Here is a 16,613-nt window from a genome sequence, read left to right as displayed (position 1 = left end):
AATAGGACGAACGGCTAAATTCATCCCACTGGCGGACGCACGTGGATACGGCATGCGCCGCTTACCATCTCGGGCGTCGGCCACAAACGTGCGCGTTTGGGCGTCCCTAGAGAAAGGACCACTTCGACCGGTCCGAATTAACCGGCGGCTGGCAGATTGGCCCGTTGATGGAATACGACGCTTACTCCGTAGCGACTGAACGGCCAACAATTCAGAGCAACAAAAAAGCCCGCACTCGGCGGGCCCGATGTTCAGCGGTGAATGGCTAAGCTAGGGCGAGCTCTTGGTCTTCGACTTTAGAAGTCCACTTATGGTGAGCCTCGGAAATAATAATCCGGGAATGGCTGATTCGATCAATGGTGTTCAGCATTTCAACGGTCGCGCCCACGCCTTCTTTACCATCGTGTGATTGCTTGTAGATCATACGCACAACGAGATCCGAAGTCTTCGGAACCTTCCCCGTTTTCTCCCATTTAGCAACAGCCTGCTCGGTACATCCCAGCAACTTCCCTAGCGACTTTTGCGAAAGGAGAAGTCCACTGCGGATGTAGCGAAACTCCGCGCCAGTCAACTTGCCCGGCTTATTCGATAGCGCCATGCAAATAGCCTTCGTTAGGCCATCAAGATCATGAAAGGAGACTGCCTTCCCATATGGCGTGTCCTTCTCGACGTAGCCGTTCTTGAGCCATACATTGCGCAAGCCTCCGTCGGTATAGTGATACATCCTTTTCCCCTAAATATACATTGCCGTCACAAGGACCAAATCCGGCACGTCATCGCTAATGGCAACTACGACGCCGACATTGTGTCCAGTGCAATAATGCTCCATCCGACACTCCAAAGTACCCAACATCGTGTTGGGCTCGGGCGTACGCTTAATTCTCCCTTCGCGCAAAGTCGAAATCACGCAAGCAACCGAGATGTGACGCTTCCGCATCTGCTGCTTGACGTGGTTGGTGAAAAAAACGTTTTGCGAGTCGAGAGACTCGGCCCGTATGTATGCCTCAAGTTGCTGCTTCGAGAGCTGCGTGCGCTTTCTTGCTTGTTTAGTTGTCACTTGAGACTGCCTATACAAAATATAGGTGCAATTGGCGCGTCGCACAAGAGCTAAATCAAATTGCGCGCAGCTTTAACGATAAATTTGTAACCAAAAAACCAACAATGAAATACTACGCTAATTTTTCCCGCCGATAACAGATCTGTTGGGCATTGCGCCAGAACACCAAATGGCCGCTTGGCTTGGAGGGTTAAGAGATTGCGCACCTGCCTCGCGGCATGTGCTGGGCGGAAAATCCTACACCGCCCATACACGCACTCTTCAGACTTCCGTGATGACCGGCCTGCACGGGCCAAGTCATTGATTTAATTGGTGGGCCTCCCGTGAGTCGAACACGGCACCAACGGATTATGAGTCCGCTGCTCTAACCAGGCATGAGCTAGAGGCCCAAAATCGGTATTACTGGGAAGCGAAATCCCGCCACTTCCCGCGATGCCCCAGATGGGCTCCGCAAGCAAAGTGGCGAGAGGATATTGCTTTTAACGCCGGCCCGTCAAGGCTTAATTACCCTCGAGGAAGCTCTTCAGTTTGTCCGAACGCGATGGATGACGCAGCTTGCGCAGCGCCTTCGCCTCGATCTGGCGAATCCGCTCGCGCGTCACGTCGAACTGCTTGCCCACTTCTTCCAGCGTATGGTCGGTCGACATCTCGATGCCGAAGCGCATGCGCAGCACCTTGGCTTCGCGCGGCGTCAGCGAGTCGAGCACGTCCTTGACCACGCCGCGCATCGACGCGTGCAGCGCAGCGTCCGATGGCGCCAGCGTGTTGTTGTCTTCGATGAAGTCGCCCAGGTGGGAGTCGTCATCGTCGCCAATCGGCGTTTCCATCGAGATCGGCTCTTTCGCGATCTTCATGATCTTCCGGATTTTATCTTCCGGCATTTCCATCTTGATCGCGAGGGTTGCAGGATCCGGCTCGGCGCCGGTCTCTTGCAGAATCTGGCGCGAGATGCGGTTCATCTTGTTGATGGTCTCGATCATGTGCACCGGAATACGGATGGTGCGCGCCTGGTCGGCGATCGAACGCGTGATCGCCTGGCGGATCCACCACGTCGCATAGGTCGAGAACTTGTAACCGCGGCGGTATTCAAACTTGTCCACCGCCTTCATCAGGCCGATATTGCCTTCCTGGATCAGGTCGAGGAACTGCAGGCCGCGGTTGGTGTATTTCTTGGCGATCGAAATCACCAGGCGCAAGTTGGCCTCGGTCATTTCGCGCTTGGCCTTGCGCGCCTTCATTTCGCCGGCCGCCATCTGGCGGTTGATGTTGCGCAGGTCCGGCAGCGGCAACACCACGCGCGCCTGCAGGTCGATCAGGCGCTGCTGGAGTTCCTTGATGGTCGGGATGTTGCGGCCGAGGATCGCGGAGTACGCGTGGCCCGCATTGACTTCGCCGTCCACCCATTCCAGGTTGGTCTCGTTGCCCGGGAATACCTTGATGAAGTGGGCGCGCGGCATGCCGCACTTGTTCACCGCAACGTCCAGGATCTGCTTTTCGATGTGGCGCACTTCGTCGACCTGGCCGCGCAGCGTGTCGCACAGCTTTTCGACGACCTTGGCGGTGAAGCGGATGCCCAGCAGTTCGTTGGAGATCGACTCCTGCGCCTTGACGTAGGCTTTCGAGTTGTAGCCATCCTTTTCGAAGGCCTTGCGCATCTTGTCGAACTGCACCGAGATCACTTCGAACTTCTCGAGCGCTTCTGCCTTCAGCGCTTCCAGCTGCTCGGCGGAATAGCCGGCCGCGCCCGAGGCGGCGGTGGCTTCTTCTTCCTCTTCAGCCTCTTCCTCTTCGGCTTCCTCGTCTTCTTCGTCCTCGTCCGACGCGGCCGCCGCAACTTGCGGCGTGGTCGCTTCGCCTTCGGCGTCGACCATGCCGTCGACGATTTCGTCGATCTTGGTCTCGTCGTTCTGGATGCGGATAGCGGCGGAAATAATTTCGGCGATCGTGACCGGGCAGGCGGAAATCGCCTGGATCATGTCCTTCAGGCCGTCTTCGATGCGCTTGGCGATCTCGATTTCGCCTTCGCGCGTCAGCAGTTCGACCGAGCCCATCTCGCGCATGTACATGCGCACAGGGTCGGTGGTGCGGCCGAAGTCGGAGTCGACCGTCGACAGCGCCGCTTCGGCGGCGGCCTCGGCTTCGTCGTCGCTGGTGACGGTGGCGACGTTATCGGACAGCAGCAGCGTTTCGGCATCGGGCGCGTGCTCGTAGACGGCAATGCCCATGTCGTTGAAGGTGCCGATGATGCCTTCGATCGCTTCCGGATCGACGATGTTTTCGGGCAGGTGGTCGTTGATCTCGGCGTAGGTCAGGAAACCGCGTTCCTTGCCGAACTTGATCAGCGTCTTGAGCTTGGTGCGGCGGCGCTCGAGTTCTTCCTCGGTCGCTTCGGTGTCCGACGAGAACGCGTCTTTCAGCAGCGCTTTTTCTTTCGCCTTGCGGTCCTTGGCCTTGGCCTTGTCCACGGCTTTCAGTTCGGCGCGCTCGACCGCATTCAGCGCGGCGACTTCGTCGTTCTCGGGCTGGAATTCTTTCGGCTTGCGCCCGCGCCGCCCGGGTACCTTCACGGAGGGCAGGACGTAGCCGGACGTATCGATGGCTGCCAGCGCGGCGGCATCGGTGGTCTGGCTGACGACGGGAGGCGCGCTCGGGGCGCGAACATCCGCCTTGTCTGCTTTATCCGCCTTGGCGGACGCTTTGGTAGGCTTCGCAGCCACTTTGGGTTCGGGTTTCTTGATTGGCACAGGCGCTTTCGATGTCACAACGACTAGCTTTACGATGGTTTAAGTAAAATTTGTTGCTGGCCCTACGTTCCGGACCCGCCTGATAGGCCTGTCCGGCATTGCTGCACTCATTACACCTTTACATCACCTTGCAGGCGGATCCGCACATGCCGCACGCCTTATGCCGCATCCCGGCTGCCGCCATGGGCGCAACCAAGGAAACAGAACGGCGAACGGGGGCAAGGGCCGTATGTGGTTGGGAGGCAAACGATGTTTGCCGCGACGCGCCTAACGCTGTCTCAACCAAAGCTGGCCCTGGCCGCCGGCGCCACCATCTCGCGCCGATCAAGAGCCTAACTTAAGGAAGAAGCTGCACTTCCTGTTTAAAAATAAGATTTCTAAGATTACAACACTTAGCGTTTTATTATAGCACGCACCCCGGCTTTTTCCAGTGACAAACGCCCGTTGCCAAAGCCCCCGTTCCCGACTCAGCGCGTGGTCAATTCCGCCTGCGCTTCACGCAGCAATTGATCCTGCAGCGCGGTGATTTCCCGGTATCGGATTCCCACCTGATCTGAGGTCAAACCAGAAGAAAACAACTGATTGAGCTCTTGTTTCAGTGCATCCATCTTGATTTGCCTCACGGCACCTGCGAGCCACAGCTTGACGCTGTCGAAATCGGATTCCGGTTCGGAGGCGATTTCGGCAATGATGTCGTCGTAGTCGGGGCCCTGCAGCTTCAGGTGCTGCGACAGCGCCGCGAAGCCGCCGTTCTGGCCCAGCGCCTGTGCTGCGGCGACCAGCTGCACCAGCCGCTCGGCGGATTCCTGGCCGAAATGGCTGAACGACAGCAGCGCGGATTCATCCAGCTCCAGCGCCAGCGGCGGATGCGCCACCACGTGGCGCAGGATCTGCAACTCCAGCCCCACCGGCTGCGGCCTGCCCTGGCGCGGCGGCGCCTTGCGCGCCACGGCAACCGGCTTGGCCAGCTCGAACAGGCCTTCGATTTCGGCCGGGCTCGATTCGGTCAGCGAAGCCAGCCCGCGCACGATCTGCAGGCGCAGCGCCGACGGCGCCATCGACTGCAGCAGCGGCTTGGCGTCGAACTGCACGCGCGCGCGCCCTTCCGGCTCGGACAGGTCGTGCTCTGCGGATACTTCGCGCAGCAGGAACTGCGACAGCGGCATCGCTTCGTGGATTTCCTGCGCGAAGGCGTCGGCGCCCCGTTCGCGCACGAAGCTGTCCGGGTCGTGCTCTTGCGGCAGGAACAGGAACTTGATGATCTTGTCGTCGGTCACCTGCGGCAGGCAGGCTTCCAGCGCGCGGCGGGCGGCGCGGCGGCCGGCCTTGTCGCCGTCGAAACTGAAGATCACGGTATCGGTCTGGCGCAGCAGCTTTTGCACGTGGGTCGTGGTGCAGGCGGTGCCGAGCGTGGCCACGGCCTGCGGGAAGCCGAGCTGGGCCAGCGCCACCACGTCCATGTAGCCTTCCGTCACCAGCACGTAGCCGGCGTCGCGGATCGCCTGGCGCGCCTCGAACAGGCCATACAACTCCAGGCCTTTCTGGAATAGCGGCGTTTCGGGCGAGTTCAGGTATTTCGGCTCGCCCTGGTCCAGGATGCGTCCGCCGAAGCCGATCACCTGGCCCTTGACGTTGCGGATCGGGAACATGATGCGTTCGCGGAAGCGGTCATAGCGCTTGACCTTGTTGCCTTCCTCGTCGACCTTGTCGATCACCAGGCCGGATTCGACCAGCGCCAGCGCGTCGTAGTCGGGGAACACCGAGCGCAGGTTGTCCCAGCCGCTGGGCGAATAGCCCATGCCGTAGCGGGCGGCGATTTCGCCGGTCAGGCCGCGCCGCTTCAGGTATTCGATGGCGTTCGGGGCCGTGCGCAGCTGGGCCTTGTAATAGTCGCAGGCGCGTGTCATGGCGTCCGACAGGGCCAGCGCCTGGGCCTGGTTCTGGGCGCGCTGCAGGGGCGGGATCTTGTCGTCGGCGTCGGGCACGACCATGCCGACGTTCTGGGCCAGGTCTTTTACCGCGTCGACAAAGCCCATGCCCGAGTATTCGATCAGGAAGCCGATCGAGGTGCCGTGCGCGCCGCAGCCGAAGCAGTGGTAGAACTGCTTGGTCGGACTCACCGTGAAGCTGGGCGATTTTTCGTTATGGAACGGGCACAGGCCCATGAAATTGGCGCCGCCCTTTTTCAGCTGCACGTAGCGGCCGACCACGTCGACGATGTCGACCCGGTTGAGCAAATCGGTAATGAACGATTGAGGAATCACGTTTGATGAACAGTCTTTGTCGTAGGTCAGACTATACCGCCGCGTGAGTCAAGGGTTTGACCCTTAACAATACGCGGCGTTCATTTTTTGGGCGATCGTCGCACCCGGGGTGCATCAACCGCCAGTCAGCGCCTTCTTCACCAGGCCCGAAACAACCGTCATATCGGCCATGCCAGCCAGCTTCGGCTTCAGGATCGCCATCACCTTGCCCATATCCTGCGGCCCGGCGGCGCCCGACGCAGCAACAGCCGCCGCAACTTCCGCAGCCACCGCCTCATCCGACAACCCGGCCGGCTTGTACGCCGCCAGAATTTCCAGCTCGGCCTTCTCGATATCGGCCAGGTCCTGGCGGCCACCCGCCTCGAACTGCGAAATCGAATCCTTGCGCTGCTTGATCATCTTGTCGACGATGGCCAGGGTCTGGGCGTCGTCCAGCTCGATGCGCTCGTCGACTTCCTTGCGCTTGATCTCGGCGATCAGGAGGCGGATCGTCTGCAGGCGGCCCGCTTCCTTCGCGCGCATGGCGGTTTTCATGTCTTCGGTGATTTGTTCTTTTAAGGTCATGGCGTCCTCGCGATAGGTATAAATAGCAAAACCCGCTGCGGATAAACCGGAGCGGGTCTGTAACTCATTGAAACTGTGCGACCCGGCGCGGCATCAAGCCAACCACCGGATCAGTCTCAAGGGAATTTCTTAGTACAATTTCTTCGGCAGTTGCTGGCTGCGGATGCGCTTGTAGTGACGCTTCACTGCAGCTGCCAGCTTGCGCTTACGCTCAGCCGTTGGCTTCTCGTAGAACTCGCGTGCACGCAGTTCGGTCAGCAGACCGGTTTTTTCGATGGTGCGCTTGAAGCGGCGCATGGCTACTTCGAACGGCTCGTTTTCTTTAAGGCGAATAGTGGTCATGTAAAAATCAAACCGTTAGATTTAGGGAAGAACGAGATTCTAGCAGAATTTCAATTCGATGGGAAGCTTTTCGCTTTCTTGTTTCGCAAGCGCCACATCAAAACTGCCTACTCTCCGATAGCCTGGCCGGCTGCGACGCCGGACGCCCAGGCCCATTGGAAATTATACCCTCCCAGCCACCCGGTCACATCAACTGCTTCGCCGATGAAGTACAAACCGGGCACTTTGGTGGCCATCATCGACTGCTGCGACAGCTCGCGGGTGTCGATCCCGCCCAGCGTCACCTCGGCCTTGCGGTAGCCTTCCGAGCCGGTCGGCACGATGGCCCAGCGGTTGATGGCGTCGCCCAGCTTGCGCAGCTTGGCGTCGGCCATGTCGGCCAGGCGCGCGTCCGGCGCGAAGCCGTTGGCCACCAGCAGGCCTTCGGCCAGGCGCGCCGGCAACCATTGCGACAGCACGTTGCCAAGCTGCTTCTTGATCGTGCCCTTGCCTTCGATCAGCGTCTGCGCGACGTCGATGTCCGGCAGCAGGTTCAACACGATCGGCGTGCCCGGCTGCCAGTAGCTGGAAATCTGCAGGATCGCCGGCCCCGACAGGCCGCGGTGGGTGAACAGCAGGTCTTCGCGGAAAAAGCCGCGCTTGGCGCCCCTCTCCTTGCCGGACCCGGTCTCGACTTCGACTTCCAGCGCGATGCCCGACAGCGGCGCGAACGCCTCCCAGCTGGGGCCGTCGAAGGTCAGCGGCACCAGTCCCGGGCGCGGCTCCACCATCTTCAGCCCGTACTGGGCCGCGATGCGGTAGCCGAAGTCGGTTGCGCCGATCTTGGGGATCGACAGGCCGCCGGTGGCGATGACCACGCTGTCGGCCAGGATGTCGCCGGTGTCTGTCTCCAGCAGGAAACCTTCCGAGGTGTTCTCGACCGAGGCCACCGAGCACGGCATGCGCCAGGTGACGTTGCCGTCCGCGCATTCGGTCTTGAGCATCTGGATGACCTGCTCGGCCGAATCGTCGCAGAACAGCTGGCCGCGGTGCTTCTCGTGGTAGCCGATGCGGTGTTTCTTGACCAGCGCCAGGAAATCCTGCGGCGTGTAGCGCGACAGCGCGCTCTTGCAGAAGTGCGGGTTTTCGGACAGGAAATTGGCCGGGCCGGCGTTGATATTCGTGAAATTACAGCGGCCGCCGCCCGAGATGCGAATTTTTTCAGCCAGCTTGGCCGCGTGATCGATCAGGACAACGCGCTTGCCACGCTGGGCGGCCACGGCCGCGCACATCATGCCGGCCGCGCCCGCGCCGATCACTGCTACATCATATTGTTTTGCCATCTGGTGCTGCTTTCCGCGATTTACAAAAGGGGGGATTGTAAACCGCCCGGCGGTGCACCCCTCAAAGCTTTTGCCACCGCGACGCATTGCGCCACCTGCTGCAGGATCGGGCCAGGCACCGGCACTTCGCCCCGCAGCGCCTGCGCGATCCAGGCGGCGGTGCTCTCGGCGTCGCGCGCGGACGGCGCTTCGGCCAGTTCGTCGGTGGGCGCGTCGCGCGGCACCAGCAACGTGCGCTCGCCGCCGTGGAACCAGTCGATCTGCTGGCCGCGGTTGGCGTTGGCCACGGTTTCGCCCTCGGTGCCGCGCATCAGGAAGGCGTGGCCCCGTTCGGCGGGCGCCGCCGTGCTGAAGTATTCGCCCAGCATTTCCAGATATTCGGGATGGGTGTAGGACACCAGCCGCAGCGCCGGACCTTCGAAGGGCTGCAGGATCTTGACCAGGGTATGGGTCGAATTGCGCACCCCGAGGATGCGGCGCAGCCCCAGCAGCCGCGCCATCTGCGGCGCCAGCGCCTCGATCGGCATGAAGCTCGGCTCGCGGCGGGCGGCGGCGTCGACCAGGTCGGCGCTCGATGCCGCTGGGGCATAGCCCATCGCCGCCAGGATCTCGGCGGTCGTCACCCGGCCCGGGTCGGTGGTGACGCCGTGGATCAGCACCGGCACGCCCTCGCGCGCCAGCAGCAGCGCCAGCAGCGGCGTCAGGTTGGCCATCTTGCGCGCGCCGTTGTAGCTGGGGATGACCACCGGGGCGTAGCCGCCCGGCGGCAGCGGCAGCTGTGCGAACGATTCCTCGGCGGCGTCCAGGAAGCCGGCGATCTCGTCCACGGACTCGCCCTTGAAGCGCAGCGCCAATACCACCGCGCCCATCTCCAGGTCGGATACCCTGCCCTCGAGCATGGCCCCATACAGCGCACGCGCGTCCTGGCGCGACATGCTGCGCGCCCCTTTCTTGCCCCGGCCGATTTCCTTGATGAAGCTGGCTGCCGGGAATGGTTCGTGAAGTGTCGTCATGGCTCAAGCTTACACCGGCTGTGCAAAAAAGAAATCCGAAGGCCCGGGCATTTTGGGCTGTTGCGATGCAGCAGCCGGAAATTCGTACTAAACTGGCAGATCCTCCCGGTAACTTCCCACAAAAGCTGACCCATGATCACGCCAGATATTGAAAATAGCAACGTCAGCTCGTTCGCGCTGATGCCCACGCCCGAACAGCTGCACGCCTTGCTGCCGCTTTCCGACGCCGCCTTCGAAACCGTCATGCGCGGCCGCGAAGCCCTGCGCAACATCCTCGACCGCAAGGACAAGCGCATGTTCGTGGTGGTCGGCCCGTGCTCGATCCACGACCCGGCGGCCGGCCTCGATTACGCGCGCCGCCTGAAGAAGCTGCAGGAAGAAGTGAAGGACACGATGCTGCTGGTGATGCGCGTGTACTTCGAAAAGCCGCGCACCACCACCGGCTGGAAAGGTTATATCAACGATCCGGACATGGACGACTCGTTCCGCGTCGACGTCGGCATGCAGAACGCGCGCCGCTTCCTGCTGGACGTGTGCGAACTGGGCCTGCCCACCGCCACCGAAGCGCTCGACCCGATCTCGCCGCAGTACCTGGGCGACCTGATCGCATGGACCGCGATCGGCGCGCGCACCACCGAATCTCAGACCCACCGCGAAATGTCGTCGGGCCTGTCGACGCCGGTCGGCTTCAAGAACGGCACCGACGGCGACATCAGCATCGCCATCAACGCCATCCTGTCCGCAGCCAACCCGCATGCCTTCCTGGGCATCAGCGGCCAGGGCACCGTGTCGATCGTGCGCACCAGCGGCAACGCTTATGGCCACGTGGTGCTGCGCGGCGGCGACGGGCGTCCGAACTACGACTCGGTATCGGTGGCGATCGCGGAGCAGGCGCTGGCCAAGGCCGGCCTGCCGGCCAACCTGGTGGTGGACTGCTCGCACGCGAACAGCTACAAGAAGCCTGAGCTGCAGCCGCTGGTGATGTCGGACGTGATCCAGCAGATCAAGCACGGCAACAAGTCGCTGGTGGGCGTGATGATCGAATCGAACATCGTCGCCGGCAACCAGAAGATCCCGGCCGATCTGTCGCAGCTGAAGTACGGCTGCTCGGTGACCGATGGCTGCATCGACTGGGAGACCACGGAGTCGATGCTGCGTGCCGCGCATAAAGAGCTCCTCCAGCGGCCTGACTAAAAACCCGTAGGGCGGATAAGCGACGCGCATCCGCCGTTTTTGGCGCCAACGTCACCCCGGCACGCGGATGCGCTCCGCTTATCCGCCCTACGTGTATCGGTCGTGCGTCCGCTACAATGTCACCCTTCCCGCAATAATTTACCCCCATGATCGTTCTCGGCGTCGAATCCTCCTGCGATGAAACCGGCCTTGCGTTGTACGACACACAACGCGGCCTGCTCTCGCACGCACTCCACTCGCAGGTAGCCATGCACGAGGAGTACGGTGGCGTCGTGCCCGAGCTGGCTTCGCGCGACCATATCCGCCGCGCCATCCCCCTGCTCGAACAAACCCTGTCAAGCGCCGGCATCCAGGCCGCCGACATCGACGCCATCGCCTACACCCAAGGCCCCGGCCTCGCGGGCGCGCTGCTGGTCGGCTCCTCGATCGCCTGCAGCCTCGGACTCGCGCTCGACAAACCCGTGCTCGGCGTGCACCACCTCGAAGGCCACCTGCTGTCGCCGCTGCTGGCCAGCGAGCCGCCGCAGTTCCCCTTCATCGCGCTGCTGGTCTCGGGCGGCCACACCCAGCTGATGCGGGTCGACGGCGTCGGCCGCTACACCCTGCTCGGCGAAACCCTGGACGACGCGGCCGGCGAAGCCTTCGACAAATCGGCCAAGCTGCTCGGCCTCGGCTACCCCGGCGGCCCCGCCATCTCGCGCCTGGCCGAATTCGGCAACCCGGACGCCTACAAGCTGCCGCGCCCGATGCTGCACACGAAGGACTTCAACTTCAGCTTCTCCGGCCTGAAAACCGCGGTGCTGACGGTGGTGAAGAACCACGAAGAAAAGGTCATCGCCAACATCTGCGAACAGGACAAGGCCGACATCGCGCGCGGCTTCGTGGACGCGATCGTCGACGTGCTGACCGCCAAGTGCATGAACGCGCTGCGCCACACCGGCCTGAAACGCCTGGTGATCGCCGGCGGCGTCGGCGCCAACTCGCAGCTGCGCGCCTCGCTGAACGCGGCGGCGGCAAAGAAGAATTTCAAGGTGTACTATCCTGAACTGGAGTTCTGCACCGATAACGGCGCCATGATCGCCTTCGCCGGCGCGATGCGCCTGCAGATCAACCCGAATGCCGCCCAGCGCGACTACTCCTTCAACGTACGTCCACGCTGGCCGCTGAACGAGATCGAGGCGCCCGAACAGCCGGAAACTGAACTCGCGCCTGCCTGACTGATCCTACCGTGTACCGCCATTTTGCTAAAAATGGCAAAATCGGCCGGTTGTGTTTTCCCGGAGGAACTGTATGCGCGTTGTTAGTTGGAATATTCACTGGGGCTGTGGCAAGGACAGCCGGATTCGTATCCATGCAATCATCGATGTGCTGCGCAAGCTGAATCCCGATATTATTTGCTTGCAAGAAGTAGCAGCCAATCACCCTGAACTGGAAGGCAATGCCAACGCCAACCAGTTCCGCCAGCTTGCCGGCGCATTCGGCGGCTACCGCTCGGTGCTTGAGCCAACCAGTGAAATCTACCAGAACAACATGCCGCGCCAGTTCGGCAACCTGCTGCTTTCCAAATACCGCATCACCCAGGTCCACCGCCATTCTCTGCCCTGGCCGCCCGATGAAACCAGCCCCGCCGGCATGCCGCGCGGGATGATCGAAGTGGTGGTCGAAGCGCCCGGCGGCAAGCTGCGCGTGCTGACCACCCATCTCGAATACTATTCGGCCGTCCAGCGCATGGCGCAGGTAAAGCAGATCAAGTACCTGCACTGGGAAGCGTGCGAACGCGCCCGCCTGTACCAGCCCGACCTCAGCCTCGATGCGCCGTTCCAGCTGGGCTTCCGTCCCGGCAGCGCGATCTACTGCGGCGACTTCAACTTCACGCCCGACATGCCGGAGCGTGCCGAGATGCTGGCCACCGACGGCAGCATCGCGCTGCAGCTGGTCGATGCGTGGTCGCACACCCACCCTGGCAGCGCGCGCGCGCCAACGGCCGGCCTGCATGGCTTCAAATGGCCCGAGCGGCCGGACTGCTACGACTACTTCTTCGTCACCGAAGACCTGCTGCCGCGCGTGATCGACGTGACGGTGCAGTCCGAGACCGCGGCCTCGGACCACCAGCCCATCGTGCTGGACATCGCCTAGGTCAAGCGGCCTGGCGTACGCCCGGCGCCTGGCGGTGGTACAGGAACTCCAGCACGCTGGTACGGTATTCCATGTACAACGAGTCGTTGGCCAGCTGCACCCGGTCGCGCGGGCGGGGCAGGCGCACATCGACGATCTCGCCGATGGTGGCGGCCGGCCCGTTGGTCATCATCACGATGCGATCGGACAGCAGCACGGCCTCGTCCACGTCGTGGGTCACCATCACCACGGTCGATCCGGTCTGCGCGACGATGCGCAGCAGCTCGTCCTGCAGGTGGGCGCGGGTGAGCGCGTCCAGCGCGCCGAAAGGCTCGTCCATCAGCAGCACCTTCGGCTCCATCGACAGGGCGCGCGCGATGCCGACGCGCTGCTTCATGCCGCCCGAGATTTCGTTGGGGCGCTTCGACGCCGCCGCCGTCAGGCCGACCATCGCCAGCGCATTGGCGGTGCGCTCGCGCATCCGCGCCTTGCCTTCGCGCGCGCCGAACACGCGTTCGACGGCAAGGTAGACGTTCTCGAAGCAGCTAAGCCAGGGCAGCAGTGAATGGTTCTGGAACACCACCGCGCGCTCGGGCGACGGCCCGGCGATCTCGCGCCCGGCGCAAATCAGGGCGCCGCCGGTTGCCGTGGTCAGGCCCGCGATGAGGTTCAGCAGCGTCGACTTGCCGCAGCCCGAGTGGCCGATCAGGGTGACGAATTCGCCCTGCGCCACGTTCAGGTCGATGTTCCTGAGCGCGTGGAAGCTTCCCTTGCGGGTGTCGAACACCATCTCCGCACCCAGCACCTCGATGAATTTTTTCGTGCTCATGTCAGTTCCCCGCTTCTTCGTAGGTGAATGATTTCGCGATCGCGACCAGTATCTGCTCCAGCACCAGCCCCACCACGCCGATGACGACGATGGCGATGATGATGTGCGGGACGTTCAGGTTGTTCCACTCGTCCCAGACCCAGAAGCCGATGCCCACGCCGCCGGTCAGCATTTCGGCGGCCACGATCACCAGCCACGCGGTGCCGATGGCGAGGCGCACGCCGGTCAGCATGTAAGGCAGCACGGAAGGCAGCAGGATCCTGGTGAACACCTTCCACTCCGACAGGTTCAGCACGCGCGCGACGTTCATGTAGTCCTGCGGCACGCGCTGCACGCCGACGGCGGTGTTGACGATCATCGGCCAGATCGAGCAGATGAAGATGGCCCAGATCGCGGCCGGATCGGCCGCCTTGAACACCAGCAGCCCGATCGGCAGCCAGGCCAGTGGCGACACGGGCTTCAGCAGGCTGATGACCGGGTTGAACATCCCGGCCATGAACTTGAAACGCCCGATCATGAAGCCGAGCGGGATACCGACAGCGGCAGCGAGGCCGAAGCCGAGCGCCACGCGCTTGAGCGAGGCGAGGATGTTCCAGCCGATGCCCTGGTCGTTCGGGCCGTTGCGGTAGAAGGGATCGGCAAACAGCTTCAGGGCGGCGTCCCAGGTCACCGCCGGCGACGGGAAGGCGCTGTTTTTCGCCGACAGCAGCTGCCACAGCAGCACCAGCACGGCCAGGCCGAGCGCCGGCGCCACGGCGGCGCGCAGCAGCCCTCCCATGCGCGACTTCGCGCCAGGCAGCGTGTAGCCCTGGCTGGCGATACGCGCGCTGCGCAAGGGTTTGGCGGGAACGGCGTCGGACATCGCTTTCATCATTGGTTCCAGCACGGCACTCATCATCAGCTCCTTAGGGTCAGGCTTTGATCTTGAAAGAATTCGCGTAGGCCGCCGGGTTCTTGCCATCCCAGACGACGCCGTCGATCATCTTCGCGCTGCGCATCGGGGACTTCGGCACGCTGGCCTTGGCCATCGTCGCGGCTTCCTTGTACAGCGCCACCTGGTTGACGCTGGTGGCCACCCCGAGGTAATCGGGATCGGCCTTGAGCAGGCCCCAGCGCTTGTGCTGGGTGAGGAACCACATGCCGTCCGACAGGTAGGGGAAGTTCGCATTGCCATCGCTGTAGAACTTCATGTGGTTCGGGTCGTCCCAGGTCTTGCCAAGGCCATTCTGGTAGCGGCCGAGGATGCGCTGGTTGATCACGTCGACCGACGTATTCACGTACGACTTTTCGGCGATGGTGCCGGCCATCTTGATCTTGTTCGACAGTGACGCGTCGATCCACTTGCCCGCTTCAAGCACCGCCGCCACCAGCGCGCGCGCCGTGTTCGGATGCTTCTTGACCCATTCCAGCGTTGTGCCGAGGGTCTTTTCCGGGTGGTCGCGCCAGATGTCCTGGGTGGTCGCGGCGGTGATGCCGACGCCGTCGACAATGGCGCGGTGGTTCCAGGGCTCGCCCACGCAGAAGCCGTCCATGTTCCCGACCCGCATATTGGCCACCATCTGCGGCGGCGGCACCGTGATCACCTTCGCATCCTTCATCGGGTTGATGCCGTAGCTGGCCAGCCAGTAGTACAGCCACATCGCGTGGGTGCCAGTCGGAAAGGTATGCGCGAACGAGTATTCGCGCGGATCGGTTTTCATCAGCTTGGCGAGCGATGCGCCGTCGACGGCGCCCTTGTCGGAGACCTTCTTCGACAAGGTGATGGCCTGGCCGTTCTGGTTCAGGTTCATCAGGATCGCCATGTCCTTCTTCGGCCCTCCCACGCCCATCTGCACGCCGTAGATGAGGCCATACAGCACGTGGGCGGCATCGAGCTCGCCGTTGACCAGCTTGTCGCGCACGCTGGCCCAGGACGACTCCTTGGAAGGAATGATCTTGATGCCGTACTTCTTGTCGAAGCCCAGCACCGACGCCATCACCACCGAAGCGCAGTCCGTCAGCGGAATGAAGCCGACCTTGACCTCCTCCAGTTCGGGCTTGTCGGAGCCGGCTGCAAAGACACCGCCGGAATATAGGCCGGTCAGCGAAGCGGCGGCGCCGGCCTTGATGATGTTGCGGCGGATCAGGTTGGTTGTGCTATCGGTCGTCATCGTTCCCTCGTTGGCAGTTTGCATGCGGTTGCAAGCGGCGCAGGCGCGCGCTGGCAGATACACACCATTGAGCAAGGGGCGTGCCAGCAGTACGTACGAGGGAAGGAGGATGAATGTGGCGGCAAACCGCCACATTATGTGATTATTTCGGCACCGCCGTTGTGCGGCGCACCAAAACAGGAAGAAGTGGCGTCAGGATTGGGCGGCGACCTGGCGCAGCGCCTGTTCGAACACCTCGGGCGGCTGGCCGCCGGAGATCAAGTGGCGTTCGTTGATGATGATGGCCGGGACCGAGTTGATGCCGGCGCGCTGGTAATACTGTTCGCGCTCGCGCACGTCGGCGGCATAGGCGTCGGTGGACAGGATGCGCGCGGCTTCGGCGCTGTCGAGGCCCACTTCGAGGGCGGTGCGCTCCAGCACATTGTGGTCGCCCGGGCTCTCGCCCTTGGTGAAATAGGCTTCGAACAGGGCCATCTGCAGCGCGGGGCCCTTGCCCTGCAGCCCGGCCCAGTGCAGCAGGCGGTGCGCGTCGAAGGTGTTGTAGATGCGGCTGCGCGCTTCCATGTTGAAGGTAAAGCCCAGTTCGGCGCCGCGCGCGCGGATCATCTCGCGCGTCGTGGCGCCCTGCTCTTCGGAGGCGCCGTACTTTTCGGCGAGGTGCTCGCCGATGTCCTGGCCGCCGGGGGCCATGTTCGGGTTCAGTTCGAAGGGCTGGAAGTGCAGCTCGGCGCCGACCGTGTCCTTGACGCGATCCAGCGCCTGCTCGATGGATTTAAGACCGATCACGCACCACGGGCACGATATGTCGGATACGAAATCGATTCTGACCTGCTTGCTCACACTGCACCGCCTTTCTGGAAAATATCTTCCATTTTGGCATAAGGGCGGAATGCCGGCGCACGAGCAAACGTTGACCGATGGTGCAAACTCGTAGGGCGGACAGCGAAAACGGAACATCCGCTTGCAAGCGGATGTCGTTACGCAGGCGAATCGCACGCGATTCGAAACCCCTGCTCCAC

15 protein-coding genes and 1 tRNA gene are annotated in these 16,613 nt (G+C 62.5%); 3 read left to right on the top strand and 13 right to left on the bottom strand.

What is annotated here, in order from left to right:
• Nucleotides 1–265: 265 nt before the first annotated feature.
• The 9 genes from D3872_RS12395 to ybiB all read right to left on the bottom strand — a co-directional run bounded on the left by D3872_RS12395 (nt 266) and on the right by ybiB (nt 9,306).
• Nucleotides 266–724 (bottom strand): hypothetical protein, encoded by a 459-nt coding sequence (locus tag D3872_RS12395; protein WP_119811055.1) that lies wholly within the window; start codon nt 722–724, stop codon nt 266–268.
• Between the two features lie 9 nt (nt 725–733).
• On the bottom strand, nt 734–1,057 hold the full coding sequence (locus tag D3872_RS27485; RefSeq protein WP_119811054.1) for a DUF4258 domain-containing protein: 324 nt from the start codon (nt 1,055–1,057) through the stop codon (nt 734–736).
• Nucleotides 1,058–1,367: 310 nt separating this feature from the next.
• Nucleotides 1,368–1,446 (bottom strand) — tRNA-Ile (locus D3872_RS12385).
• Between the two features lie 111 nt (nt 1,447–1,557).
• Nucleotides 1,558–3,801 (bottom strand): RNA polymerase sigma factor RpoD, encoded by a 2,244-nt coding sequence (gene rpoD, locus D3872_RS12380; protein ID WP_119811092.1) that lies wholly within the window; start codon nt 3,799–3,801, stop codon nt 1,558–1,560.
• A 467-nt stretch (nt 3,802–4,268) separates the two neighbouring features.
• Nucleotides 4,269–6,065, bottom strand: a complete 1,797-nt coding sequence (gene dnaG / locus D3872_RS12375; protein WP_119811053.1) for a DNA primase — start codon at nt 6,063–6,065, stop codon at nt 4,269–4,271.
• A 114-nt stretch (nt 6,066–6,179) separates the two neighbouring features.
• Entirely contained in the window at nt 6,180–6,629 is a 450-nt protein-coding gene (locus D3872_RS12370; protein WP_119811052.1) for a GatB/YqeY domain-containing protein, read from the bottom strand.
• A 129-nt stretch (nt 6,630–6,758) separates the two neighbouring features.
• Complete coding sequence (gene rpsU, locus D3872_RS12365; protein ID WP_005665410.1) at nt 6,759–6,971, bottom strand: 30S ribosomal protein S21; 213 nt, start codon at nt 6,969–6,971, stop codon at nt 6,759–6,761.
• 107 nt (nt 6,972–7,078) lie between these two features.
• Nucleotides 7,079–8,293, bottom strand: a complete 1,215-nt coding sequence (locus D3872_RS12360; protein ID WP_119811051.1) for a BaiN/RdsA family NAD(P)/FAD-dependent oxidoreductase — start codon at nt 8,291–8,293, stop codon at nt 7,079–7,081.
• A gap of 20 nt (nt 8,294–8,313) precedes the next feature.
• Nucleotides 8,314–9,306, bottom strand: coding sequence for a DNA-binding protein YbiB (gene ybiB, locus D3872_RS12355; protein WP_119811050.1), 993 nt, complete (start codon nt 9,304–9,306; stop codon nt 8,314–8,316).
• A 132-nt stretch (nt 9,307–9,438) separates the two neighbouring features.
• Between ybiB and D3872_RS12350 the strand changes: the two genes are divergently transcribed.
• From D3872_RS12350 to D3872_RS12340, 3 genes are all read left to right on the top strand, one after another.
• Complete coding sequence (locus tag D3872_RS12350) at nt 9,439–10,500, top strand: 3-deoxy-7-phosphoheptulonate synthase (protein ID WP_119811049.1); 1,062 nt, start codon at nt 9,439–9,441, stop codon at nt 10,498–10,500.
• 146 nt (nt 10,501–10,646) lie between these two features.
• Nucleotides 10,647–11,717 carry a tRNA (adenosine(37)-N6)-threonylcarbamoyltransferase complex transferase subunit TsaD gene (gene tsaD, locus D3872_RS12345; protein ID WP_119811048.1) on the top strand — a complete coding sequence of 357 codons (1,071 nt, stop codon included), beginning with the start codon at nt 10,647–10,649 and terminating at the stop codon, nt 11,715–11,717.
• A gap of 73 nt (nt 11,718–11,790) precedes the next feature.
• Nucleotides 11,791–12,636, top strand: coding sequence for an endonuclease/exonuclease/phosphatase family protein (locus D3872_RS12340; protein ID WP_119811047.1), 846 nt, complete (start codon nt 11,791–11,793; stop codon nt 12,634–12,636).
• Between the two features lies 1 nt (nt 12,637).
• On the opposite strand, the gene D3872_RS12335 is transcribed toward D3872_RS12340, so the two are convergent.
• The 4 genes from D3872_RS12335 to D3872_RS12320 all read right to left on the bottom strand — a co-directional run bounded on the left by D3872_RS12335 (nt 12,638) and on the right by D3872_RS12320 (nt 16,434).
• On the bottom strand, nt 12,638–13,444 hold the full coding sequence (locus D3872_RS12335) for an ABC transporter ATP-binding protein (protein ID WP_119811046.1): 807 nt from the start codon (nt 13,442–13,444) through the stop codon (nt 12,638–12,640).
• A gap of 1 nt (nt 13,445) precedes the next feature.
• On the bottom strand, nt 13,446–14,339 hold the full coding sequence (gene ntrB, locus D3872_RS12330) for a nitrate ABC transporter permease (protein WP_370660964.1): 894 nt from the start codon (nt 14,337–14,339) through the stop codon (nt 13,446–13,448).
• Nucleotides 14,340–14,355: 16 nt separating this feature from the next.
• Nucleotides 14,356–15,594 (bottom strand): CmpA/NrtA family ABC transporter substrate-binding protein, encoded by a 1,239-nt coding sequence (locus tag D3872_RS12325; RefSeq protein WP_119811090.1) that lies wholly within the window; start codon nt 15,592–15,594, stop codon nt 14,356–14,358.
• A 192-nt stretch (nt 15,595–15,786) separates the two neighbouring features.
• Nucleotides 15,787–16,434, bottom strand: a complete 648-nt coding sequence (locus D3872_RS12320) for a DsbA family oxidoreductase (protein WP_119811045.1) — start codon at nt 16,432–16,434, stop codon at nt 15,787–15,789.
• Nucleotides 16,435–16,613: the final 179 nt, after the last annotated feature.

The sequence above is a fragment of the Massilia cavernae genome (assembly GCF_003590855.1).
In the GTDB taxonomy this organism is placed as follows: Bacteria; Pseudomonadota; Gammaproteobacteria; order Burkholderiales; family Burkholderiaceae_D; genus Telluria_A; species Telluria_A cavernae.
The sequence above is the reverse complement of the archived record's forward strand: the minus strand, read 5'-3'. Positions and strand labels throughout refer to the sequence as shown.